This is a genomic window from Methylobacterium litchii (assembly GCF_038442315.1).
GTDB classification, from domain to species: Bacteria; Pseudomonadota; Alphaproteobacteria; order Rhizobiales; family Beijerinckiaceae; genus Methylobacterium; species Methylobacterium litchii.
On record NZ_JBBXMY010000022.1, the window covers coordinates 40,879 to 62,275 of the forward strand.

The 21,397-nt window shown below is 69.4% G+C and carries 25 protein-coding genes and 1 pseudogene; 13 read left to right on the forward strand and 13 right to left on the reverse strand.

Features of this window, described 5'->3' with window-relative positions; translation table 11 throughout:
- Positions 1-4: 4 nt before the first annotated feature.
- From AAHF99_RS24385 to AAHF99_RS24405, 5 genes are all read right to left on the reverse strand, one after another.
- On the reverse strand, positions 5-877 hold the full coding sequence (locus tag AAHF99_RS24385) for a phosphatidate cytidylyltransferase (RefSeq protein WP_342166974.1): 873 nt from the start codon (positions 875-877) through the stop codon (positions 5-7).
- A gap of 13 nt (positions 878-890) precedes the next feature.
- The gene (gene frr, locus AAHF99_RS24390; protein WP_342166952.1) at positions 891-1,454 is read right to left on the reverse strand and encodes a ribosome recycling factor; all 564 of its coding nucleotides are present in this window, start codon (positions 1,452-1,454) and stop codon (positions 891-893) included.
- A 116-nt stretch (positions 1,455-1,570) separates the two neighbouring features.
- The gene (gene pyrH, locus AAHF99_RS24395; protein ID WP_342166953.1) at positions 1,571-2,293 is read right to left on the reverse strand and encodes a UMP kinase; all 723 of its coding nucleotides are present in this window, start codon (positions 2,291-2,293) and stop codon (positions 1,571-1,573) included.
- A gap of 421 nt (positions 2,294-2,714) precedes the next feature.
- Complete coding sequence (gene tsf / locus AAHF99_RS24400; protein ID WP_342166954.1) at positions 2,715-3,641, reverse strand: translation elongation factor Ts; 927 nt, start codon at positions 3,639-3,641, stop codon at positions 2,715-2,717.
- Positions 3,642-3,768: 127 nt separating this feature from the next.
- On the reverse strand, positions 3,769-4,839 hold the full coding sequence (locus tag AAHF99_RS24405; protein ID WP_342166955.1) for a 30S ribosomal protein S2: 1,071 nt from the start codon (positions 4,837-4,839) through the stop codon (positions 3,769-3,771).
- 239 nt (positions 4,840-5,078) lie between these two features.
- On the opposite strand from AAHF99_RS24405, the gene AAHF99_RS24410 reads away from it, so the two are divergent.
- Positions 5,079-5,336 (forward strand): CCDC90 family protein, encoded by a 258-nt coding sequence (locus tag AAHF99_RS24410; RefSeq protein ID WP_342166956.1) that lies wholly within the window; start codon positions 5,079-5,081, stop codon positions 5,334-5,336.
- Here the strand turns inward: AAHF99_RS24410 and AAHF99_RS24415 are convergent.
- From AAHF99_RS24415 to AAHF99_RS24445, 7 genes are all read right to left on the reverse strand, one after another.
- Positions 5,320-6,057: a pseudouridine synthase gene (locus tag AAHF99_RS24415; protein ID WP_342166957.1), complete on the reverse strand. Its 738-nt coding sequence runs from the start codon at positions 6,055-6,057 to the stop codon at positions 5,320-5,322. The two genes, AAHF99_RS24410 and AAHF99_RS24415, sit on opposite strands and share 17 nt — an antisense overlap.
- On the reverse strand, positions 6,054-6,959 hold the full coding sequence (locus AAHF99_RS24420) for a class I SAM-dependent methyltransferase (protein ID WP_342166958.1): 906 nt from the start codon (positions 6,957-6,959) through the stop codon (positions 6,054-6,056). The genes AAHF99_RS24415 and AAHF99_RS24420 overlap by 4 nt, the downstream gene beginning before the upstream one ends.
- Positions 6,960-7,097: 138 nt before the next feature.
- A complete protein-coding gene (gene era, locus AAHF99_RS24425) occupies positions 7,098-8,057 on the reverse strand; it encodes a GTPase Era (protein ID WP_342166959.1) in 960 nt (319 codons plus the stop codon).
- Positions 8,054-8,848 (reverse strand): ribonuclease III, encoded by a 795-nt coding sequence (gene rnc, locus AAHF99_RS24430; RefSeq protein ID WP_412759944.1) that lies wholly within the window; start codon positions 8,846-8,848, stop codon positions 8,054-8,056. The genes era and rnc overlap by 4 nt, the downstream gene beginning before the upstream one ends.
- The gene (gene lepB, locus AAHF99_RS24435) at positions 8,818-9,603 is read right to left on the reverse strand and encodes a signal peptidase I (protein ID WP_342166961.1); all 786 of its coding nucleotides are present in this window, start codon (positions 9,601-9,603) and stop codon (positions 8,818-8,820) included. Before lepB ends, rnc begins: the two co-directional genes overlap by 31 nt.
- Before the next feature lie 166 nt (positions 9,604-9,769).
- Complete coding sequence (gene acpS, locus AAHF99_RS24440; RefSeq protein WP_342166962.1) at positions 9,770-10,168, reverse strand: holo-ACP synthase; 399 nt, start codon at positions 10,166-10,168, stop codon at positions 9,770-9,772.
- Entirely contained in the window at positions 10,165-10,911 is a 747-nt protein-coding gene (locus tag AAHF99_RS24445) for a pyridoxine 5'-phosphate synthase (RefSeq protein ID WP_342166963.1), read from the reverse strand. Before AAHF99_RS24445 ends, acpS begins: the two co-directional genes overlap by 4 nt.
- 320 nt (positions 10,912-11,231) lie before the next feature.
- Here AAHF99_RS24445 and rpsF point away from each other — a divergent pair, with 320 nt between their 5' ends.
- The 10 genes from rpsF to AAHF99_RS24495 all read left to right on the forward strand — a co-directional run bounded on the left by rpsF (position 11,232) and on the right by AAHF99_RS24495 (position 19,815).
- Positions 11,232-11,648: a 30S ribosomal protein S6 gene (gene rpsF / locus AAHF99_RS24450; protein WP_243952000.1), complete on the forward strand. Its 417-nt coding sequence runs from the start codon at positions 11,232-11,234 to the stop codon at positions 11,646-11,648.
- Between the two features lie 2 nt (positions 11,649-11,650).
- On the forward strand, positions 11,651-11,905 hold the full coding sequence (gene rpsR / locus AAHF99_RS24455; RefSeq protein WP_091948993.1) for a 30S ribosomal protein S18: 255 nt from the start codon (positions 11,651-11,653) through the stop codon (positions 11,903-11,905).
- A 129-nt stretch (positions 11,906-12,034) separates the two neighbouring features.
- Positions 12,035-13,042: a DUF2232 domain-containing protein gene (locus AAHF99_RS24460; RefSeq protein ID WP_342166964.1), complete on the forward strand. Its 1,008-nt coding sequence runs from the start codon at positions 12,035-12,037 to the stop codon at positions 13,040-13,042.
- Positions 13,043-13,088: 46 nt separating this feature from the next.
- On the forward strand, positions 13,089-13,661 hold the full coding sequence (gene rplI, locus AAHF99_RS24465; protein ID WP_342166965.1) for a 50S ribosomal protein L9: 573 nt from the start codon (positions 13,089-13,091) through the stop codon (positions 13,659-13,661).
- A gap of 222 nt (positions 13,662-13,883) precedes the next feature.
- Entirely contained in the window at positions 13,884-15,371 is a 1,488-nt protein-coding gene (locus AAHF99_RS24470) for a replicative DNA helicase (RefSeq protein WP_243951997.1), read from the forward strand.
- A 36-nt stretch (positions 15,372-15,407) separates the two neighbouring features.
- Positions 15,408-16,022, forward strand: a complete 615-nt coding sequence (locus AAHF99_RS24475) for a cupin domain-containing protein (protein ID WP_342166966.1) — start codon at positions 15,408-15,410, stop codon at positions 16,020-16,022.
- Between the two features lie 10 nt (positions 16,023-16,032).
- Positions 16,033-16,935, forward strand: coding sequence for an SMP-30/gluconolactonase/LRE family protein (locus AAHF99_RS24480; RefSeq protein ID WP_342166967.1), 903 nt, complete (start codon positions 16,033-16,035; stop codon positions 16,933-16,935).
- Positions 16,932-17,801 (forward strand): VOC family protein, encoded by an 870-nt coding sequence (locus AAHF99_RS24485; RefSeq protein WP_342166968.1) that lies wholly within the window; start codon positions 16,932-16,934, stop codon positions 17,799-17,801. The genes AAHF99_RS24480 and AAHF99_RS24485 overlap by 4 nt, the downstream gene beginning before the upstream one ends.
- Before the next feature lie 44 nt (positions 17,802-17,845).
- Positions 17,846-18,748 (forward strand): prolipoprotein diacylglyceryl transferase, encoded by a 903-nt coding sequence (gene lgt / locus AAHF99_RS24490; RefSeq protein WP_342166969.1) that lies wholly within the window; start codon positions 17,846-17,848, stop codon positions 18,746-18,748.
- Entirely contained in the window at positions 18,745-19,815 is a 1,071-nt protein-coding gene (locus tag AAHF99_RS24495) for a class I SAM-dependent methyltransferase (RefSeq protein WP_342166970.1), read from the forward strand. Before lgt ends, AAHF99_RS24495 begins: the two co-directional genes overlap by 4 nt.
- Positions 19,816-19,858: 43 nt before the next feature.
- Here AAHF99_RS24495 and AAHF99_RS24500 read toward each other — a convergent pair whose 3' ends face one another.
- A complete protein-coding gene (locus tag AAHF99_RS24500; protein ID WP_342166971.1) occupies positions 19,859-20,038 on the reverse strand; it encodes a hypothetical protein in 180 nt (59 codons plus the stop codon).
- A 135-nt stretch (positions 20,039-20,173) separates the two neighbouring features.
- Between AAHF99_RS24500 and pgeF the strand changes: the two genes are divergently transcribed.
- Positions 20,174-20,956, forward strand: a complete 783-nt coding sequence (gene pgeF, locus AAHF99_RS24505; protein WP_342166972.1) for a peptidoglycan editing factor PgeF — start codon at positions 20,174-20,176, stop codon at positions 20,954-20,956.
- Positions 20,957-21,195: 239 nt separating this feature from the next.
- Positions 21,196-21,397: pseudogene (locus tag AAHF99_RS24510) on the forward strand (porin family protein); the annotation flags it as partial.

Genomic DNA, 21,397 nt, shown 5'->3' on the forward strand with positions numbered 1-21,397 from the left:
GATATTAGCCGATCAGGCCATACCCGCGCAGGGCGAGATAGAGTCCCGCGAGCACGGCGACGGCGAAAAACCCGTCGAGCCGGTCCATCACCCCGCCATGGCCGGGGATGATGCGGCTCGAATCCTTCACGCCGTGGCGGCGCTTCAGCCACGATTCGTAGAGGTCACCCGCCTGGGACAGCACGGAGGCCAGCGCGCTCACGCCCGCCACCACCGGCAGGGAGGCGCCGCGCGGCAGGGTCATCCCCATCAGGTCCGCGCCGACAGCGACCAGCGTCCCGGCGGCGACGGCGCCGAGAAGGCCACCCAGAGCACCCGACCACGTCTTGTTGGGCGAGACCCGCCGCATCAGCTTCGGCCCGCCGAGGCGGCGCCCGACGAAATAGGCGGTGATGTCGGTCGCCCAGACCACCGCGAACATCCAGATCGGCCCGATCAGCGCCAGGGTGGCGTCGTCCCGCAGGGCGGTCGGCACCGCCGCGATCACCCCCGCGCAGAGGAGGCCGACCAGCGCCCTCGCCCGCCCCGCGCCGGTGCGCGCGACGGTGGCGCAGGCCGCCGCCCCGAGGACGAGGATCGCAGCACAGGCAACAGCAGGGGCGTTTTGCTGGAGGGCCAGAACCATCGCGGCCAGCGTTGCGGCGCCCAGCGCGATCAGCACCTCGCGCGGCTCGACGCGGCTCATGACGATCCATTCGCCGTATCCGGCGATGCCGGCCACGAGCCACACGGCCGCGAAGGCCCATCCGCCCTGGATCAATGCCGCAATGACGGCGGCTCCCAGGACGATCCCCGAGGCGACGCGCAGCCACAACTCCCGGCGCGAGCGGCGCACGGGAGCGATGGGCGCGGCCGAAACCGCCTCGGCCGGGACCACGGTCACGCCGGCCTCAGACCTGCATGATTTCCTTTTCCTTCGACGACAGCACGCCGTCGATCTCGGCGATGTGGGAATCCGTGACCTTCTGGACGTCGCCGGCCTGACGCTTCTCGTCGTCCTCGGAGATGGCGCTGTCCTTCAGGAGCTTCTTCAGGTGATCGAGCCCATCGCGGCGGACGTGGCGCACGGCGACGCGGGCCTCCTCCGCATACTTGTGCGCGACCTTCACCATTTCCTTGCGGCGCTGCTCGTTCATCTCGGGAATGCGCAGGCGGATCGTCTGCCCTTCCGTCTGCGGATTGAGGCCGAGGTCGGACTCACGGATCGCCTTCTCGACGGCGCTGACCATGCTGCGGTCCCAGACCGAGATGGACAGGAGACGCGGCTCCGGCACGCTCACCGTCGCCACCTGGGACATCGGCGTCATCGATCCGTAGGCATCGACCTGGATCGGATCGACCAGACCCGGCGTGGCTCGGCCGGTGCGCAGGGAGCCGAGATCCTTCGAGAGAGACGAGACGGCGCCCTGCATACGGCGCTTGATGTCGTTGAGATCGAATTCCGGAGTGGCCATGGCGTCAGGTCCCTACGGGCATGGTGGAAAGGGGGCGCAGCGCAGGGCGCGCGATCGCGGCCTCAATGGACGAATTTTTTCTCGCCCGCAAACGCCGGGTTGCAGCATCCCCAGTGTTAGGGGATCACATGGGTCGAAGGGGCGTCACCCGACAGGATCGCGGCGATGGAACTCGGCGCGTGGACCGAGCCGACCACGATCGACAACCGGCTCTCGCGGGCGAGCGCGAAGGCGGCGGTGTCCATCACCTTCAGGTCGCGGGCGATGGCCTCGTCATGGGTGATGCGGTCGTAGCGGACGGCGTTGGGGTCCTTCTTCGGATCGGCCGAATAGACCCCGTCCACCTGCGTCGCCTTCAGCACGGCATCGCAGCGCAACTCGGCGGCGCGCAGAACGGCGGCGGTGTCGGTGGTGAAATACGGGTTGCCGGTGCCGCCCGCGAGGACCACCACCTGCCCCTTGTCGAGGTGGTGCAGGGCCGGCTGCCGGGCATAGGTCTCGCAGATCGTCGGCATCGACACGGCCGACATCGTCCGCGCCTGCACGCCCGCTGCGTTGAGGGCGGTCTCGATGGCCAGCGAGTTCATCACCGTCGCCATCATGCCCAGCGAATCGCCGGTCGCCCGGTCGATCCAGCCGGCCGCCGAGATGCGCGCGCCACGGATCATGTTGCCGCCGCCGACGACGATGGCGATCTCCAGCCCCTTCTCGATGGACCGGGAGATGTCCTCGGCCAAAGCAGCCAGGGTCGGGGGATGCAGCCAATAGCCATCGGGGGCCGCCAGGGCTTCGCCGGAGAGCTTCACGAGCACACGACGAAAGGGCGTCGATGCGGGCATCTGGAGTCCTCGTGACAGCCCGAACCGCCGGGCGGCAGCTTCTACGCCAGACCCCGCTCGCGCGTCGAGGGCAGCACAGACGAAATCACCGGACTGCCTGGGCAGCCCGGTGATGAAGTGGTGGACCCGTCGAGGGGAAGCCGGCCCGGAGGGCCGGGTGGTGTCAGTGGCTGGAGACGAAATCCAGCACGCCCGCGGCCGTCATGAAAAGGCCGGAAGCGAAGACACCGATCATGAGGTAGCTGAAGCTCTTTGCCATGAGCCCAAGGTAGGGGTCCGGCCATGGTCACGCTGTGCGTCGGGGCACGTGCCAGGGCGGATTATTGCACCGCACAAAAACGACACGCGCGAGTGCGCAGAACAGAGCCCGCCGGGGGCGACCCGGCGGGCTTCGCAACGATCCGCGAGGGATCCGTTCGGATCAGGCGCGACCGGCCTGCTGGGCGACCTCGGTCGCGAAGTCCGGGCCTTCTTCCTTCTCGATGCCCTCGCCCAGCGCATAGCGGACGAAGCCCTTCAGGGTGACGGGGCCGCCGACCTTGCCGGCCGCTTCCTTCAGCACCTGGGAGACGGTCTTCGAGCCGTCGTGCACGAAGGGCTGCTCCAGGAGAGTGACCTCCTTGTAGTAGGACTTCAGGCCGCTCTCGATGATCTTCTGCATGACGTGATCCGGCTTGCCGGCGTTCTTCTCACGCAGGATGTTCGACTCGCGCTCCACGGTCCCGGCATCGACGCCGGAGGCGTCGAGAGCCACCGGGTTCGTTGCCGCGACGTGCATCGCGATCTGGCGGCCGAGCGTCGAGAGGGCGTCCACGTCCCCCTCAGACTCGAGGGCCACGAGCACGCCGATCTTGCCGAGGCCGTCGGCGATCTGGCTGTGGACGTAGCTGGCGATCACGCCCTTCGTCACGTCGAGCTTGGCGACGCGACGCAGGTTCATGTTCTCGCCGATCGTGGCGATCAGGCTCTGCAGCTGGGCCGAGACGGTCTCGGACGAACCGGGGAAGGTCGCGTTCTGCAGGCCTTCGAGGGTGCCGTCGGTGTTGAGGGCGATCTTGGCGGCCTCGCGGGCGAAGGCCTGGAAGCCGTCGTTGCGGGCCACGAAGTCAGTCTCGGAGTTCACCTCGACGATGGCGGCGTGGTGCCCGGCGGACTCGACGGCCACAAGGCCCTCGGCGGCGACGCGGCCGGCCTTCTTGGCGGCCTTGGCGAGACCCTTCTTGCGCAGCCAATCGACGGCGGCCTCGATGTCACCCTGCGTCTCGGCGAGGGCGCCCTTGCAATCCATCATGCCGGCGCCGGTCTTCTCGCGAAGCTCCTTCACCATCGCGGCAGTGATGTTGGCCATGGCCGGTTCCTTTCGTGCGGTTGAGGGCGGTTCGATGACAGAGGCCCGGCGCTCGGGGCGAGCGGCCGGGCCCGGTAGGCTGGGGTGTGCGACCGGCCGATGACGGCCGGTCCACGCTCCGGTCGGATCAGGCCGCGGCGGCGGCCTCGACGAAGCCGCGGGCCTGCGAGACCCACGAATCGCGGTCGATGCGGCCGTTGAGCTTCAGGTCGGCATCGACCTTGGCGACTTCCTCGGGGGTCATCGCGGCGATCTGCCAGTAATGGTAGATGCCGGCATCGTTGAGCTTCTGGACGATCTGCGGACCGGCGCCGTTCAGCTTGGTCAGGTCGTCGGGGGCGCCGCGCGGGGCGGCGAGAAGCTCGAAATGCTCGGTCGACTCGGCGAGCATCGCCACGTCGGCCGGATCGAGGGAGTCGGTCGCCACGGAGGCCGGGGCGGAGTCGTCGTTGGCCGGCAGCTCTTCGGCCATCGGCTCCTCGGAGGCGCCGAGGTCGACGCCCGACGAACCCTGGGCACGCGAGATGCCGTCGATGGCAGCGCGGGCGATCAGGTCGCAGTACAGCGCGATGGCGCGGCCCGCGTCGTCGTTCGCCGGCACGACGTAGGTGATGCCGTCGGGGTTGCAGTTGGTGTCGACCACGGCGGCGACCGGGATGCCGAGGCGGTTCGCCTCCTTGATCGCCAGCTGCTCCTTGTTGGTGTCGATCACGAACAGCAGGTCCGGCACGCCGCCCATGTCCTTGATGCCGCCGAGCGCCTTCTCGAGCTTGTCCTTCTCACGGGACAGCATCAGGCGCTCCTTCTTGGTCAGGCCCGGGCCGCCGGTCTCCAGCGTCTCGGAGACCTTGCGGAGGCGCGAGATCGAGCCCGAAATCGTCTTCCAGTTGGTCAGCGTGCCGCCGAGCCAGCGGGAGTTGACGTAGTACTGGGCCGAACGGCGGGCGGCCTCGGCGATCGTGTCGGCGGCCTGGCGCTTCGTGCCGACGAACAGCACGCGGCCGCCACGGGCCACGGTGTCGCTCACGGCCTGGAGGGCCTGATGCATCGCCGGGACGGTCTGGGCGAGGTCGATGATGTGGATGTTGTTGCGGGTGCCGAAGATGTAGGGCTGCATCTTCGGGTTCCAGCGGTGCGACTGGTGCCCGAAGTGAGCGCCGGCTTCGAGCAGCTGACGCATGGAAAAGTCGACGGCCATCGTAAATCTCTCTCCGGTTAAATCCGCCGCGGAGGGTTGCGACCGGCCTCAAGCCGGCCACCGGAAACGCCCCATTGAATCATGGGGCCGGCTCCGCGTGTGGGATGGGTCGGGCGGTTAGCAGAACCACCCGGCGGTGGCAAGTCTGTGGAGGATTTGGACTACTTCGTCCGGAGCATTCCCGGTCCCTCGCAGGCGATCTTGCAGCCCGTGGGTTCGGCAGCACATAACAAGATGCCATGACCGCCGTCGCCTTCGACACCCTCCGCTTTGTTCGCGCCCTTCGCGAGAAGGCGAAGCTTCCCCCTGAACAGGCCGAAGGGCTGGCCGACGCCATGTCGGAAGCCCTGCAGGGCGATCTCGTCACCAAGTCCGATCTACGCGCCGAGTTGGCGGAGACCCGCTCAGAGATCATCCGCTGGGTCGCGGGCCTCATCGGCTTCCAGACGCTGGCGATTCTTGGCGCGGTGCTCGCCTTCGTCAAAGTCCTGCACTGAACAGCGCGGCGATCTCCGCCTCCCCAAGGACGCGGAATTCTCCCGCCGGCAGGTCGCCGGGCAGGTCGAGGCCGCCGACCCGGTCACGGTGCAACGCCTCCACATGGTTGCCGAGCGCCGCGAACATCCGGCGCACCTGATGGTAGCGGCCCTCCGTCAGCGTAACCGCGCAATGGGTCGCGTCCTGCGTCTCCATCGCAACCGGCAGGAGGGGCCTGTCCTCCCCGTCGAGCATGAGCGTGCCGGCGGCGAGCGCGGCCTCCTCGTCGCCCCGGAGCGCCCGGGCGAGCGTCACTCGATAGCGCTTGGCGACGTTGGCCTTCGGCGAAATGATCCGGTGCAGCAGGGCGCCGTCGTCGGTGAGCAGCAGCAGGCCGGACGTGTCCTTGTCGAGCCGCCCCACCGTCGAGAGGGGCGGGTCGCGGTGGCGCCAGCGCTCCGGCAGCAGCCCGTAGACCAGCGGCCCCGCCTCCTTGTGCGAGCAGGTGACGCCCACCGGCTTGTGCAGCAGCAGGCACAGGCCGGGCAGCGGATCGAGGGGTTCGTCTTCCACCGTGAGACGGGCCGGCAGGTCCGGCGTCAGGGCGATCCGCTCGCCGGCATCGGACAGGGCCGCGCCGTCGAGGCGGATCTCGCCCATCCGCGCGAGGGTCTGGATCTCCCGGCGGGAGCCGTAGCCAAGATTGGCCAGCAGCTTGTCGAGGCGGACGGCCTTGCTCACCGCCTTGCCTCGAACACCTTGTAGCCGCCCTCCTGCGCCACCGTCTCGACGCTGCGGAACCGCTCACGCAGGGTCGCCTCGTAGGGCAAGTGCGCGTTGGCCACGAGCCACAGCGTCCCGCCCGACCTGAGGGAATCGGCCGCCCGCTGGATGAAGGTCTTGCCCAGCGCCTGATCCTCGGCGCCGCCGTCGTGGAAGGGCGGGTTGCTCACGGCGAAGTCGAGGCCGGTGGGCAGGGCCGATGCCGCCCGAAGGTCCCCCCAGACGATCTTCGCGCGCGGATCGGAGACGTTGCGCTTGGCCATCTCGATGGCCCGCCGGTCCAGGTCGATCAGGGTGATCTCGGTGACGGCGGAGGAGCCCAGCACCATCCGGCCGAGCAGGCCGAGGCCGCAGCCGAGATCGACGCCGCGCCCCTTGAGCGCCGGCAAGCGGGTCATCAGCAGGGCCGTGCCCGGATCGAGCCTGTCCCAGGAGAAGACGCCCGGCTGCGTGCACAGGGCGAGGTTGTCGATGTGGCGCGGCCCACCCTCGTCGATGGCGACCCCGAGCCCCGCCGGCTCGGGCGGGCGGGCGACGGTGCAGATGCGGTGGTGGCGCTTCGGCATGTCCGACGGCACGCAGCCGAAGCCGGCGAGTTCCTTAGCGAGGCGCGCGCCGCCGCGATCCTTCGGCGCCAGCGCCGTCAGCCGCGCGCCGGGCGCGAGGGCGCGGAGCGCATGGGCGAGGACGTAGCGGCGCTCGATCGTGCCGGCCGGCGCGTACACGGTCGCACCTTCGAGGCTCGCATCCGCAACGTCTTCGAGACGCGACGAACCGACGATGACGGGCGAGACCTGCAGGGCCGCGTCGGGTGTTTCGGCAAGGTCGACGGGAGGCAAGCCGTAGACGGCGTGGGACATGGTGCGAGGGCTATCGAGTAAACATTCGGGGAAACATCACCCCCGCACGCAGTCCGTGAGCGCGTTCGCCAGACAGGGAATCGGGGGGATGACTCCCTGATACACCGGGCGCCCCTCGCTGCCCAGCACGGGGGCGGATCAGCCGCGGGGGAATTCGAGACCCATCTCGCGGTAGCGCGCGGGATCGTCGGCCCAGTTCTCGCGCACCTTCACGTGCAGGAACAGGTGGACCGTCGCCTCCGCCGCCTCGGCGATCTCGAGGCGCGCGGCCTGACCGATGGAGCGGATGGTCTGGCCGTTCTTGCCCAGAACGATGGAGCGCTGGCTCTCGCGCTCCACGAAGATTGTCTGCTCGATCCGCACCGACCCATCGGTCTTCACCTGCCACTGGTCGGTCTCGACCGTGGAGCGATACGGCAATTCCTCGTGTAGCCGATCGTAGATTTTCTCGCGGGTGATCTCGGCGGCGAGCATCCGCAGGGGCGCGTCGGAGACCTGATCCTCCGGGTAGAGCCACGGGCCGGCGGGCATCCGCGCCGCCAGCGCCTTGCGCAGGTCGCCGATGCCGTCGCCCTTCAGGGCCGAGATCATGAAAGTCTCGGCGAAGGGCGCCGCCTCGTTCAGCTGCGCGGCCAGCGCCAGCAGCCGCTCACGCGGGATCAGGTCGATCTTATTGAGGATCAGCAGCTTCTCCCGCTTCACGTCCTTGAGACGCGAGAGGATGGCCTGCACCTCCTCGTCCACGCCCTTGCGGGCATCGACCAGCAGGCACACCGCGTCGGCATCGGCGGCGCCGCTCCAGGCGGAATGCACCATCGCCCGGTCGAGCCGGCGCTTGGGGGCGAAGATGCCGGGCGTGTCCACGAGGACGATCTGCGCCGCGCCCTCCATCACGATGCCGCGCACCAGGGCGCGGGTGGTCTGCACCTTCCGCGACACGATGGAGACCTTCGTGCCGACGAGGCTGTTGAGCAGCGTCGACTTGCCGGCATTCGGAATGCCGATCAGCGCGACGAAGCCTGCCTTCGAATCGGCCGGCGTGCCGGGCAAGGGCGTGGGCGTGAGCCCCACGGGGTCGGGGGTATCCTGATCGGTCATGTCGTCTCCGCGGCGGCTTCACCGACCGCATGGATGCCTTCGCGGGCGAGCAGCGCCCCGGCGGCGGCCTGCTCGGCCACACGCTTCGAGGTGCCCTCACCGTAGCCGGGTTCCAGCCCCTCGACCTGCACCGCCATGCGGAAATGCGGGGCGTGATCGGGGCCGGTGCGTTCCACGACGGCATAGGTAGGAATCGGCAGGCTTCGGCTCATGGCCCATTCCTGCAGGGTCGATTTCGCGTCGCGCCCGCGCGGGGCGGTGCCGGGCTCGGCCGGGCGGAAATGCGCTTCCACGATGGCGCGGGCCGCATCGAAGCCGGCATCCAGATAGACGGCGCCGAGGATCGCCTCGCACACGTCGGCCAGGATGGTCTGGTTGCGGCGCCCGCCCCCCATCACCTCGCCCTGGCCGAGAATCAGGTGCGCGCCGACGCCCCAAGTGCCGGCCACGGCCGCGCAGGTCTCCCGCCGTACGAGGCCGGCGAGCTGGCGCGAGAGGTCGCCCTCGTCGGCATCCGGCAGGGCGGCGTAAAGGCCCTCCGCCACCGCCAACCCGAGCACCCGGTCGCCCAGGAATTCGAGCCGCTGGTAGCTGCCGTTGCGGCCGGCGGCCTTGCTGGTGTGGGTCAGCGCGCGGGTCAGGAGCTCCCTGTCCGCGAAAACATGGCCGATCTTCTGCTCGAGTTCGGCGAGCGGCGGGCGCGGCTTGTGCGCTCGCTTGGCCCGCGCCGAGACGCGCGGAAGGGGTGTCGCGTCCGCGCTCAATGGATCGTCGAGAACAGGCGCGTCCAGCGCACGTGGGCGGGCCAGTTCCAGATCTGCCAGGCCGGCGTACCCTCGTCGATGGAGAAGAAGATCATCTCGGCGCGCCCGACGAAGTTGGCGAACGGCACGTAGCCGACATTGGCGAGGTCCCGCGAATCGGTGGAGTTGTCGCGGTTGTCGCCCATCATGAAGTAATGGCCGGCGGGGACGGTGTACAGTTCCGTCCGGTCCCAGAAGCCGTTGTCCCCATCCCGCTCGATCACCCGGTGGGCCACGCCGCCGGGCAGGGTCTCCATGTACTGGGGCACCTTGGTCGGCTGGCCGTAGGCGTCAGCGGTCTCGTAATCGGCGATGCGCTCGCGCTTCACCGCCTGGCCGTTGATGTTGAGGACGCCGTCGATCATCTGGATCTTGTCGCCCGGCAGGCCGATCACGCGCTTGATGTAGTCGGTCGCATTGTCCTTCGGCAGCTTGAACACGGCGATGTCGCCGCGCTTCGGCTCGGCCGCCCAGACCCGACCCTTGGCCTCGATCGGAATGTATTCCGAGAGCGGCAGCGAGAACTTCGAGTAGCCGTAGGAGTATTTCGAGACGAACAGGTAGTCGCCGATCAGCAGCGTCGGCACCAGCGAGCCCGAGGGGATGTTGAACGGCTGGAACAGCAGGGTGCGGACCACGAGCGCGATGAGCAGCGCCTGGATACCGACCTTCAGGGTCTCGCGGATGCTCGCCCAGGTGCCGGTATCGGCCGGCTTGGCGAGCGACTTGCCCTCGTGATTCACGCGCACGTTCCTACTGATCGACCGGGTCCGCCGTCCGGCGCCCGGGAGGTGACGCCGAGGGCGGCTTTTGCGCCATCCATTCGCGAGGATTGCGCCGCCATCGTGTCCGCTGGGTGCGGCGATCTAAACCATGCGAAGCCCCCCGGCAACGCGCGGAGGTCCCATCCTAATCCCGCAGGGCCTCAATGACCACGAAGGCCTGCGCCAGCGGCGGGTCGTCGGTGAGGCTCACATGGATCCGCGCCGCGTGCCCCTCGGGGACCATCGCCGCCAGCCGCTCGGCCGCGCCGCCGGTAAGGCGCAGGGTCGGCTGACCGGAGGGGAGGTTCACCACCTCCATGTCCCGCCAGAACACGCCCTCGCTCAGGCCAGTGCCCAGCGCCTTGGCGCAGGCCTCCTTGGCGGCGAAGCGCCGGGCATAGCCCTCCGCGCGGGCCTTGCGTCGGTCGCAGCGGGCGCGCTCGCCCTCCGTATAGACCCGGTGCGTGAAGCGCTCCCCGTGCCGGGCCAGGGTCTTCTCGATGCGGCGGATGTCGCAGAGGTCGGAGCCGATGCCGAGAATCATCCGCGCGCCCTGTCCATCGCCGCGCGCATGTCGCGGATCGCCTGGGGGAGGCCGACGAAGATCGCGTCGGCGATGAGCGCGTGGCCGATGTTGAGTTCGCGGATCTCCGGCACCGCCGCCACCGGCCCGACGCTCTCCGTCGTGAGCCCGTGCCCGGCATGGATCTCCAGCCCGAGGCCATCGCCGTGCGAGGCCGCACGGCGGATGCGCGCGAGTTCCCGCTCGACTTCCGCCCGGTCGCCCGCCACGGCGGCCTCGCAATAGCTGCCGGTGTGCAGTTCCACGACCGGCGCCCCCAGGGCATGGGCGGCCTCCATCACCGCCGGCTCCGGCTCCACGAACAGCGACACGCGGATGCCCGCCTCCGCGAGGGCGCGGATGCGGGGGGCGAGGTGCGCGCGCCCGCCGACGATGTCGAGCCCGCCCTCGGTGGTGCGCTCCTCGCGCTTCTCCGGCACGAGGCAGGCGGCATGTGGCCGGGTGGCGATGGCGAGGGCGACCATCTCGTCGGTCGCCGCCATCTCGAAGTTCAGCGGCACGGTGAGGGCGGTTTTCAGCGCGGCGATGTCGGCATCGCGGATATGGCGGCGATCCTCGCGCAGGTGGGCGGTGATGCCGTCGGCCCCGGCCTCCACGGCGAGGCGCGCCGCGCGCACCGGATCGGGATAGGTGCTCCCCCGCGCGTTGCGGACGGTGGCCACGTGATCGATGTTGACGCCGAGGCGGAGCGGATGGGCGGGCATGATCGTCTTCGGTCGTTGCGCTGGGGCCTTACCTGTCGGCTTGCGCGCCTCTTCGCAAGGCCGCGCGACAGGCTCTCGGACTTGCGCCATGCGGCCAAACGGTCTAAGGGCGCCCCTTGCGTTCGCTCCGGCCGGGGGCTGAACGGACGGTGCCGTTCGCGGCATAGGGGTTCGCCCCGTCGTCCCGTGTCTCCGCCTTCGATCAACCGCTCGGGCCTTACATCGGCTCGAAGGGCTTGGCGCCGAGCAGACGTGAAAGTGAACCGGCCCGGACATGCCGCGCAAGCGGTCGGGCCTCCTTTGACCATGAAAGGCCCGGAATGCCTCTCTACGAGCACGTGCTCCTGGCGCGCCAGGATGTGACGTCCCAGCAAGTCGAGACGATGATCGACACCTACAAGGGCGTCATCGAGCAGAACGGCGGGCGTCTCGAGAAGATCGAGATGTGGGGCGTAAAGTCCCTCGCCTACCGCATCAAGAAGAACCGGAAGGCGCATTTCGCCCTCCTCAACATCGACGCGCCGCCTGCGGCGATCGCCGAGATGGAGCGCCAGATGCAGATCTCGGAAGACATCCTGCGTTTCATGACGGTGCGGGTCGAGGAACTCGATTCCGAGCCGTCCGCGATGATGCAGAAGCGCGACCGCGACGACCGCAAGGATCGTGAGCGTGGCCGGCGTCGTGACGACGACGGCTTCGGCGGCGGCGGCGGTGGCGGCTTCGGCGGGGAGAACTGATCATGGCTTTCGGTGCTGGTGGTGGCGGCGGTGGCCGTCGTCCGTTCTTCCGTCGTCGCAAGACCTGCCCGTTCTCCGGCGCCAACGCGCCGAAGATCGACTACAAGGACGTGAAGCTCCTCTCCCGCTACGTGTCGGAGCGCGGCAAGATCGTCCCGTCCCGCATCACGGCGGTGTCGGCCAAGAAGCAGCGTGAGCTCGCCCAGGCGATCAAGCGCTCGCGCTTCCTTGGCCTGCTCCCCTACGTGATCAAGTAGGCGACACGAGAACCGCCGGCCCGGCGAACCCGGGCCGGCTCCTTCAGAGCGGCGACCCCGCTCGATCGTTGGGGCAGCGTTCTTCCAGCCCCTAACCCCTCCCTCGCGGGCGGGGGGACAGCGGAACCCATGACCCACAACCTCGTCCTCGGCATCGGCGCGGGCCTCGTCTCCGCACTCCTCTTCGGCGTCCTGCTGAAGGGAACTGGCCTTGCCGTCACCCTCTACCTGCTCGCCCCGCTGCCGATCCTGATCGTCGGCCTGGGCTGGAGCCACCGGGCCGCGCTCGCCGCCGCCGCCACGGGCAGCCTCGTGCTGATGGGGGTGATCCAGCCCTTCATGGGCCTCGCCTTCGCCGCCTACATCGCCCTGCCCGCATGGTGGCTCGCCTACCTCGCGCTCCTCGGCCGCGAGACGCCGGCAGGCCTCGAATGGTACCCGACTGGCCGTCTCCTCGGCTGGATCGCGGCGACCGCCGCCCTCGCCTTCATCTCCATCGCGGTCCTGTCCTCGCCGAACTTCGCGGCCTACGAGGCGCAGCTCCAGAAGCTCTCGCACGCCCTGGTCGAGACGCGCACCGGGACGCCCCGCCCCGCCCCGCAGGCGGACAAGGCCCCCGAAGCGGCGCCCGAGGCGGCACCGGATGACGCGACCAAGGACGATGCCAGCAAGGTCGACGTCACCCGCGACGAGCTGGCCGACGCCTTCGCCACCATCGTGCCGGCGCTCGCCGCGCATGGTTTGGCCATGCTCCTCACCTTCTATCTCTGGGCCGCCGCGCGGATCGTGCGCATCTCCGGCCGGCTGATGCGGCCCTGGCCCGACCTGCCCTCCACGAAGATGCCGCGCTCGTGCCTCGGCGCGCTGGCCTTGGCCGTGCTCCTGAGCTTCGCGCCGGGCTATGCCGGCGTGCTCGGCGTCGCCCTGGTGGGCGCCTTCACCGCCGTCTTCGCCCTGCAGGGCCTCGCCGCCTTCCACGACCGCTCGCGCGGACGGCCGGGGCGCGGGCTGATGCTCTTCGCGATGTACATGGTCCTGTTCGTGACCCAGGGCATCGCCCTGATCGCCCTCACCCTTTTCGGCCTCGCCGATACCGCCCTCGACCGCCGCCGGCCGAAAGGCCCCGTGGCGCCGTGACCCCGGGGCCGTCCGGCCCCACCCTACCCCCCGAAGGAGACAGACAATGGAAGTGATCCTGCTCGAACGCGTCGCCAAGCTCGGCCAGATGGGCGAGACCGTGAACGTCCGCCCCGGCTTCGCCCGCAACTTCCTGCTTGCCCGTGGCAAGGCCCTGCGCGCCACCGAGTCGAACAAGAAGCACTTCGAGACCCAGCGCGCCCAGCTCGAGACCCGCAACCTCGAGCGCAAGAAGGACGCCGAGGCCGTCGCCGAGAAGCTGAACGGCCAGAGCTTCATGCTCATCCGGCAGTCCGGCGAGACTGGCGTGCTCTACGGCTCCGTCTCGACCCGCGACATCGCCGAGATCGTCACCAAGGACGGCTTCTCTGTCGAGCGCGGCCAGATCGTCCTCAACCAGCCGATCAAGACGCTGGGCCTGTTCACCGTGCCGGTGACGCTGCACCCCGAGGTCGAGATCCAGATCACCGTCAACGTCGCCCGGAGCCCGGAAGAGGCCGAGCGTCAGGCTCGCGGCGAGGCGGTCATCGAGCGCGATGCGTTCAACCTCGACGACCTGGGCCTCGAAGTCGGCGCGGCCCTGGCCGATGCCGGCGAGGGTGCGGACGACCGGGGCTGAGCTCTGCACAGCGGTGATTGCGGGGAGAACCGCCGTCACCGCTTGACACGTTCCGTATTTGTTCCAGCATGGATGCCCGCCCGCTTTCGAGTCGGCGGGCATTCGCGCATCCGGGGTGAGACCCTGGAACGCGGTGATCGGCTAAGCTTCGGTCAACCACTCGAGGCGATGGTCGGGATGTGAGATGCGCCGCTCGGGCGCCAGACGGGAGACGTTCCGCCGATGGCACTGCCCAACGCGATTACGGCCAAGCTCGAAGCGGTGAAGGCGGAATACCGCGTCGCCCCGCACAACATCGACGCGGAACAGGCGCTGCTCGGCGCCATCCTCGTGAACAACGACGCCTATTACCGCGTGTCGGACTTCCTCCTCTCCGAGCACTTCATGGAGGATGCCCACCAGCAGATCTTCACCGTCGCGGCCTCGCTGATTAAATCCGGCAAGCTGGCGACGCCGATCACCATGAAGACCTATCTGGGCGATGCCGATTTCGGCGGCCAGACGGTGATCCAGTACCTCGCCCGCCTCGCCGCCGACGCCACCACGGTGATCAACGCGGCCGAGTACGGCCGCACCATCTACGACCTCGCCATCCGCCGCCGGCTGATCGCCATCGGCGAGGAGCTTGTGAACGGCGCCTACGAGGCGCCCGTGGAGCAGGCCCCGCGCGACCAGATCGAAGAGACGGAGCGGCGACTCTACGAACTGGCCGAGGCCGGCAAGTACGATGGCGGCTTCCAGAAATTCTCCGACGCCCTCACCGCCGCCGTGGACATGGCCGCCAAGGCCTACCAGCGCGAGGGCAAGCTCTCCGGCATCGCCACCGGGCTCAGCGACCTCGATGCGAAGATGGGCGGACTGCAATCGTCCGACTTGATCATCCTCGCCGGCCGCCCGGCCATGGGTAAGACCTCGCTCGTCACCAACATCGCCTTCAACGTCGCCAAGGCCTACCGGGGCGAGAAGCACCAGGACGGGACGATCCGCACGGTGAACGGCGGCATCGTCGGGTTCTTCTCCCTCGAAATGTCGGCGGAGCAATTGGCGACGCGTATCATCGCCGAGCAATCGGGCGTGCCGTCCTACAAGATCCGGCGCGGCGACATCCGGCCGGAGGACTTCTACAAGATCACCGATGCGGCGCGGGATATGCAAACGATCCCGTTCTACATCGACCAGACCGGCGGCATCTCCATCGCCCAGTTGTCGGCCCGCGCCCGGCGTCTGAAGCGCCAGAAGGGCCTCGATGTCCTGATCATCGACTACCTGCAATTGCTCTCCGGTTCCGGCAAGCGCAGCGACAACCGCGTACAGGAGATGACCGAGATCACCACCGGCCTGAAGGCGCTGGCCAAGGAACTGGCGGTGCCGGTGATCGCCCTGTCCCAGCTCTCCCGTCAGGTGGAGAACCGCGACGACAAGCGCCCGCAACTGTCGGACCTGCGTGAATCGGGCTCGATCGAGCAGGACGCCGACGTGGTGATGTTCGTGTTCCGCGAAGAATATTACGTCGGCAACAAGAAGCCGCGCGAGGGCACGGAGGAGTTCTTCGCCTGGGAGGCCGAGATGCAGCGCGTCCACGGCAAGGCCGAGGTGATCATCGGCAAGCAGCGCCACGGCCCGACCGGCACCGTGGAACTGCAGTTCGACGCGAACATCACCCGCTTCTCGAACCTCGCGCAGGACGATCGCCTGCCCGACCGGATGTAAACGCCTCCCTCACGCGTCTTTGCGAGCGGAGGGACCATGTCCGAACACACCGATCGCCTGAACCGCCGCCAAGCCCTCGCCCTCGCGGCAGGGGGCGCAACCCTGCCCCTCGTGCCGCCCTTTCCTGCGATGGCGGGTGGCAACCCGCCGCCGCGAACGACGTTGCCCGGACGACCGCACGAGGCGGCGCAAGGAGCGACGATGAGCGAGCCGACCCCTCCGACAATGGCCTACTGGCACGTCTACACCGACGCGGACGGGGTGAGCCGGCAGAAGAAGTGTGAGCTGACGCAGTTCAAGTTCGAGGGCGTCGATCCTCAGACCGCGCCGCAATGGAACGACAAGCAGGAGAAGACCGAAGCCGGCGTCACCTTCACCGTCCTGCCGGTCGGCTGGGTCGGCAAGTGGCACGAGAATCCCCGCCCGCAATGGATCGCCATCCTCTCCGGCCGGTGGTTCGTGGAGACCATGGACGGCACCCGCGTCGAGATGGGGCCGGGCGAACTGATGATGGGCGAAGACCAGAACACCAAGGAGCGCGACGGCAAGAAGGGCCATCTCTCCGGCACGGTGGGCAACGAGCCGTGCGCGATGATCGTCACCGGGCTCGAAGTGACGCCGACGGTCAACCAGCCCGGCCGCTTCAAGTAAGCGCCGCGCCATGGATGGGTACGAACTGACCCAGCCGCGCTTCAAGCGCTGCGTGCTGCCGAACGCGGAACTGGAAAAGCTCGCCGAGGGCTTCCGCTGGACGGAAGGCCCGGTCTGGTTCGGGGACCGGGACGAGTTCCTGTTCTCCGACCTGCCGAACAACCGGGTGATGCGCTGGAGCGAGGGCGGCGGCCTCAGCGTCTTCCGCCGGGACAGCGACTTCGAGAACGGCCACACCCGCGACCGCGAGGGGCGGCTGCTCTCCTGCGCCCACCGGGGCCGGCGCATCCACCGCACCGAGCTCGACGGCAGCATCACGTCGCTGGTCGAGCGCCACGAGGGCAAGCGCCTCAACTCGCCGAACGACATCGTCGTGAAGTCGGACGGGACGATCTGGTTCAGCGATCCGCATTACGGGATCCAGACCGATTACGAGGGCGGCAAGCAGGAGGCGGAGCTTCCGGCCAACGTCTACCGCTTCGACCCGCGCGACGGCTCTCTCAGGGTGGTGGCCGACGATTTCCAGGGGCCGAACGGCCTGTGCTTCTCGCCTGACGAGACGCGTCTCTACATCGTGGAGACCGGTCTTCAGTTCGCGGCCGAGCCGGTGCAGCACATCCGCGTCTTCGACGTCGGCGACGACGGGCGGCTTTCCGGCGGACGGGTGTTCTGCACCATCGACCCCGGCAACGCGGACGGCATCCGCTGCGACGAGGACGGCAATCTCTGGTCGAGCGCCGGAGACGGGGTGCATTGCCTCGATCCCGGCGGCGAGTTGCTGGGCAAGATCTTCGTGCCCTCCACCGTGGCGAATTTCACCTTCGGCGGTCGCAACCGAAGCCGCCTGTTCCTCTGCGCGTCGCACACGGTCTACGCGATCTACACCAACGTGCGCGGGGCGAGCCGGCCGTGAACGGCATCCGCGCGATCCTGCGCTGCGACCGCACCGTCGCCGACCTCGACCGGACGGAGCGCTTCTACCGCGACCATCTCGGCTTCGAATCCGAAGCCCCGCCGGAGCCGGTGCCTCCGGCGGAGGCCGAGGCGCTGGGCCTGTCGGGCCGGCGGCTGCGGATGCGCCTCGGGGAACAGCATGTGGCCTTCGTGCAGGCCGATCCACCGGGCGCCCCCTACCCTGCCGGGGCGGATGCGACCGATCCGGTGTTCCAGCACCTTGCCCTCGTCGTGCGCGACATGGCGGCGGCGACGCGCGGGCTCGTGGCCGAGCCGATCAGCCAGGGCGGGCCGCAGGTGCTGCCGCCCTCCACCGGGGGCGTCGTCGCCTACAAGTTCCGCGACCCGGACGGGCACCCCCTCGAACTCATCCACTTCCCCGGCGGCGAGCCCGCCGCGCGCTGGGCGGACGCCCCCGGCCTGTTCCTCGGCCTCGACCATTCGGCCATCACTGTCACCGACCGCGACGCCGCCATCGCCTGCCTCGAAGGGCTCGGCCTGACGGTCTCGGAGCGGGGGCTGAACCAGGGGCCGGAGCAGGCGCGGCTCGACGGCCTGCCCGATCCGGTCGTGGACGTGATCGCCCTGGCGCCCCCCGTGCCCGCCCCGCATGTGGAGCTTCTGCACTACCGCGCCCCGGCGCGGAGCCGGCCGGCGCAGACCTATGGACCGTCCGACCGGGCGAGCACGCGGTTCGTCGTCTCGGCCGACGATCCGGCTGCTCTCACGGGATCGTTACGCGGCGCGCGGCTCTCCTCGGACGGCAGTGCCTGCTACGGGACCGGGCCGGACGGACACGGGTTCCTGATCCTGCGCCGGGGTTGACGGCGCGGGCCTGCGGCGCCACTCCCGCCGCGGAGATCCAGCCCATGCCGCTCCTCGCCCTGCCCTTTCCGGCGATCGATCCCGTCGCCATCGCGATCGGGCCGATCACCATCAAGTGGTACGCCCTCGCCTACATCGCCGGCCTGATCGGCGGGTGGTACTACGCGCGCCGCCTCGTGATGGCCGACCGGCTGTGGGGCGTGGTGAAGCGCCCGGTTCCCACCGACATCGACGATCTCGTCGTCTGGGTGGCGCTCGGCGTCGTCCTCGGCGGACGCATCGGCTACGTGCTGTTCTACAACCTGCCGATGTACATGGCCGACCCGTGGGAGATCCTGGCCATCCGCAACGGCGGCATGTCCTTCCACGGCGGCTTCCTCGGCGCGATCCTCGCCTTCCTGCTGTTCGCGCGCTCGCGCGGGCTCAACGGGTATACGTTGCTCGACATCGGCGCGGTGGTGGTGCCCATCGGCCTGTTCTTCGGCCGCATCGCCAACTTCGTGAACGGCGAATTGTGGGGCCGGGTCGCCCCCGACTTTCCCTATGCGATCGTCTTCCCGACCGGCGGGCCGCTGCCGCGCCACCCGAGCCAGCTCTACGAGGCGGCGACGGAGGGCCTGCTGCTCTTCATCGTCATGGCGGTCTGCGCGCGGCGCTTCGGCTTCCGCAAGCCAGGGCTTCTCGGCGGCATCTTCGTGCTCGGCTACGCCGTGGCGCGGACGGCCTGCGAGTTCTTCCGCGAGCCGGACGCGCAATTGGGCTTCCTGTTCGGCAACGGCCTCGGCCCGATGGGCGGCGGCGTGACCATGGGGATGCTCCTCTGCATCCCGATGATGCTGGTGGGGCTGACCTACATCGTGCTCGCTGCCACGGGCCGCACCCGGCCGAAGCGGACGGCCGCCGCCGCGACGGGCGAGGAGGCGCCGGCCGCGCGCGCCAAGGCGTGACGCCGCTGGGGAGCGAGATCGCGGCTATCGTCCGCGAGACGGGGCCGATCGGCATCGACCGCTACATGGCCCTGTGCCTCGGCCACCCGGTCCACGGCTATTACCGCACGCGCGATCCCCTCGGGGCGCGGGGCGACTTCACCACCGCCCCCGAGATCACGCAGATGTTCGGCGAGCTGGTCGGCGCCTGGGCGGCGTATGTCCACCGGGCCATGGGCGGGCCGGACCCGCTCCTCATCGCCGAACTCGGTCCCGGCCGGGGCACGCTGATGGCCGACGCCCTGCGGGCGCTGGGCGCTGCCGCGCCGGGTGTGCGCATCGCCCCCCATCTCGTGGAGACGAGCCCCGTCCTTCGGCAGGCGCAGGAGAGCCGGCTCGCGGGGGCCGGCGCGACGTGGCACGCCTCCCCCGACACGCTGCCGGACGGGCCGGCGATCCTCATCGCCAACGAGTTCTTCGATTGCCTGCCGGTTCGGCAGTTCGTCCGCGCCCCGGATGGCTGGCACGAGCGGCTGGTGGGCCTCGGCGCCGAGGGCAGCCTCGCCTTCGGCCTCGCGCCGGAACCGACGCCGGGCATCGCCGCGCAGGCGCCGACCGGCGCCGTCGTCTCGGTGCCGGGACCGGGCCTCGATCTCGTGCGCGCCCTCGCCCGCCGCGTCTGCGCGCAGGGCGGCGTGCTCCTCGTCTTCGATTACGGGTATGTCCGCCCCGGCTTCGGCGACACGTTGCAGGCCCTGTCGGGGCATGCCTTCGCCGATCCCCTCGCCGCGCCGGGCGAGGCCGACCTGACCTGCCACGTCGATTTCGCAGCGCTCGCGCTCGCCGCCCGGGAGGCGGGCGCAACGGTCCATGGGCCGACCGATCAGGGCGCGTTCCTGGCCGCGCTCGGCCTGCGCGAGCGCGCCGCGAAACTCCGGCTGCGGGCGGATGACGCCCAGGCCGAGGCCATCGATGCCGCCGTCGCGCGGCTGACGGACGACAGGCCCGAGGGGATGGGCCGGTTGTTCAAGGTGATGGCGGTGGCGGCGCCGGGCCTCGGGCCGCTGCCCGGCATCTCGCCGGGGTGAGGCGCCCCCCGCGCGTGTCGCGGGAGGCGCGTTCGCCAGGGGTTCAGCTCTCGAAGGAGCCGAAACCAGAGTTGGTGTCCTTCGGAGCCTTCTGCCCTTCGTCGTCCGAGACCTCGGCCTTGGGTTCCGGAAGCTCGTAGCAGGGAACCGGCGCCCGCTGTGCGCCCGCGATCTTGTGCGGCGCGGTCTGCTCCTGACGCTCGTTTTCGTCCGTCTGTTGCATGGCGGTCCTCCATGGAAGTGCCGCCGGCCGTAGCCAGCCATGCCCATATAATGCGGCACTGCAACATCGGTATCACATCGCCACGCGCATCGCCTTGGGCTATCCGGGCGTCAGAGTTGACGTGAGGGCGGGGCTATGAGCGCAGGCCAGTTCATCGAGGCACCGGAATTGTCCTCGCATCCGGTCATCCGCCACGCCTTCTTCACCCGCGTCGGAGGAGTGTCGGAGGGAATCTACGCTTCCATGAACGGCGGGCTCGGTTCCAATGACAGACCGGAGGCCGTGGCCGAGAACCGTGGGCGGATGTGCGCCGCCCTTGGCCTGCCCTCCGACCGGTTGGTGAGCCTATATCAGGTCCATTCGGCCGACGTGGTGACGGTCGAGGCGCCCTTCCCCGCCGACGAGCGGCCGAAGGCCGACGCGATGGTGACGCGGGTGCCCGACCTCGCGCTGGGCATCGCCACCGCCGATTGCGGCCCGATACTGTTCGCCGACCCGGAGAACCGCGTGATCGGCGCCGCCCATGCCGGTTGGAAAGGCGCGCTCACCGGGGTGATCGGCGCCACCGTCGCGGCGATGGAAAAGCTCGGGGCGGAACGCTCCTCCATCGTGGCCGTGCTCGGCCCGACGATCAGCCAAGCCAATTACGAGGTCGGCCCGGATTTCATCGCCCGGTTCAAGGCCGAGGCGCCCGGCATGGACGGGTTCCTCGGTCGCGGCACGAAGCCCGGCCACGCGCAGTTCGACCTGCCCGGATTCATCCTGACGCGCCTCAACGAGGCGGGGATCGGCGAGGCCGCCGCCCTCAACCGCTGCACCTACGCGGAACCCGACCGCTTCTACAGTTTCCGCCGGACGACCCACCGCAGCGAGCCCGATTACGGCCGCCTCATCTCGGCCATCGCCCTTACCCACTGACCGGGCGGAACGGGGGGGTGCGACAATCTGTCAAACGGGAAGCCGCAAAAAAAGCGTGGCAGCAAGCGAACCTTGACCATTCGGGTGCGTTTAGAGCGTCAAGGTAACGAGGATAAAGGCGGGCCGCCGCAAGGGGCTGCATCAGCAGCTGGTGGCATCGTCGAGCAAAAGCGACCTCGGAACCGCTGGATCAACCAGTTCGGGCCGGCGCAGCCGGACCACCTTTGAGGACCGTCACCATGAAATTCTTTCTCCGCGCCACCTCCGCTCTCGCCGGCCTCGCCGGCCTGACCGCCGCCGCTTCGGCCGCCGACCTGCCGCGCCGCGCCGCCCCGCCGCCGGTCTTCACCCCGGTGCCGGTCTTCACCTGGACGGGCTTCTACGCCGGTTTCAACGCCGGTTACGGCTTCGACGCCTCCTCCAGCCGCGCCCCGACCGTCG

Excerpts from the sequence above, each read along its gene's own strand:
- AAHF99_RS24445 (WP_342166963.1), bottom strand. The coding sequence starts at position 10,911 with ATGCCCGCCCATCCGCTCCGCCTCGGCGTCAACATCGATCACGTGGCC.
- AAHF99_RS24470 (WP_243951997.1), top strand. The coding sequence starts at position 13,884 with ATGGCACTGCCCAACGCGATTACGGCCAAGCTCGAAGCGGTGAAGGCG.
- pyrH (WP_342166953.1), bottom strand. The coding sequence starts at position 2,293 with ATGCCCGCATCGACGCCCTTTCGTCGTGTGCTCGTGAAGCTCTCCGGC.
- frr (WP_342166952.1), bottom strand. The coding sequence starts at position 1,454 with ATGGCCACTCCGGAATTCGATCTCAACGACATCAAGCGCCGTATGCAG.
- AAHF99_RS24480 (WP_342166967.1), top strand. The coding sequence starts at position 16,033 with ATGGATGGGTACGAACTGACCCAGCCGCGCTTCAAGCGCTGCGTGCTG.
- era (WP_342166959.1), bottom strand. The coding sequence starts at position 8,057 with ATGACCGATCAGGATACCCCCGACCCCGTGGGGCTCACGCCCACGCCC.
- acpS (WP_342166962.1), bottom strand. The coding sequence starts at position 10,168 with ATGATTCTCGGCATCGGCTCCGACCTCTGCGACATCCGCCGCATCGAG.
- AAHF99_RS24405 (WP_342166955.1), bottom strand. The coding sequence starts at position 4,839 with ATGGCCGTCGACTTTTCCATGCGTCAGCTGCTCGAAGCCGGCGCTCAC.
- AAHF99_RS24420 (WP_342166958.1), bottom strand. The coding sequence starts at position 6,959 with ATGTCCCACGCCGTCTACGGCTTGCCTCCCGTCGACCTTGCCGAAACA.
- tsf (WP_342166954.1), bottom strand. The coding sequence starts at position 3,641 with ATGGCCAACATCACTGCCGCGATGGTGAAGGAGCTTCGCGAGAAGACC.
- lgt (WP_342166969.1), top strand. The coding sequence starts at position 17,846 with ATGCCGCTCCTCGCCCTGCCCTTTCCGGCGATCGATCCCGTCGCCATC.
- AAHF99_RS24460 (WP_342166964.1), top strand. The coding sequence starts at position 12,035 with ATGACCCACAACCTCGTCCTCGGCATCGGCGCGGGCCTCGTCTCCGCA.
- AAHF99_RS24475 (WP_342166966.1), top strand. The coding sequence starts at position 15,408 with ATGTCCGAACACACCGATCGCCTGAACCGCCGCCAAGCCCTCGCCCTC.
- rplI (WP_342166965.1), top strand. The coding sequence starts at position 13,089 with ATGGAAGTGATCCTGCTCGAACGCGTCGCCAAGCTCGGCCAGATGGGC.
- AAHF99_RS24410 (WP_342166956.1), top strand. The coding sequence starts at position 5,079 with ATGACCGCCGTCGCCTTCGACACCCTCCGCTTTGTTCGCGCCCTTCGC.
- rpsR (WP_091948993.1), top strand. The coding sequence starts at position 11,651 with ATGGCTTTCGGTGCTGGTGGTGGCGGCGGTGGCCGTCGTCCGTTCTTC.
- AAHF99_RS24500 (WP_342166971.1), bottom strand. The coding sequence starts at position 20,038 with ATGCAACAGACGGACGAAAACGAGCGTCAGGAGCAGACCGCGCCGCAC.
- rpsF (WP_243952000.1), top strand. The coding sequence starts at position 11,232 with ATGCCTCTCTACGAGCACGTGCTCCTGGCGCGCCAGGATGTGACGTCC.
- pgeF (WP_342166972.1), top strand. The coding sequence starts at position 20,174 with ATGAGCGCAGGCCAGTTCATCGAGGCACCGGAATTGTCCTCGCATCCG.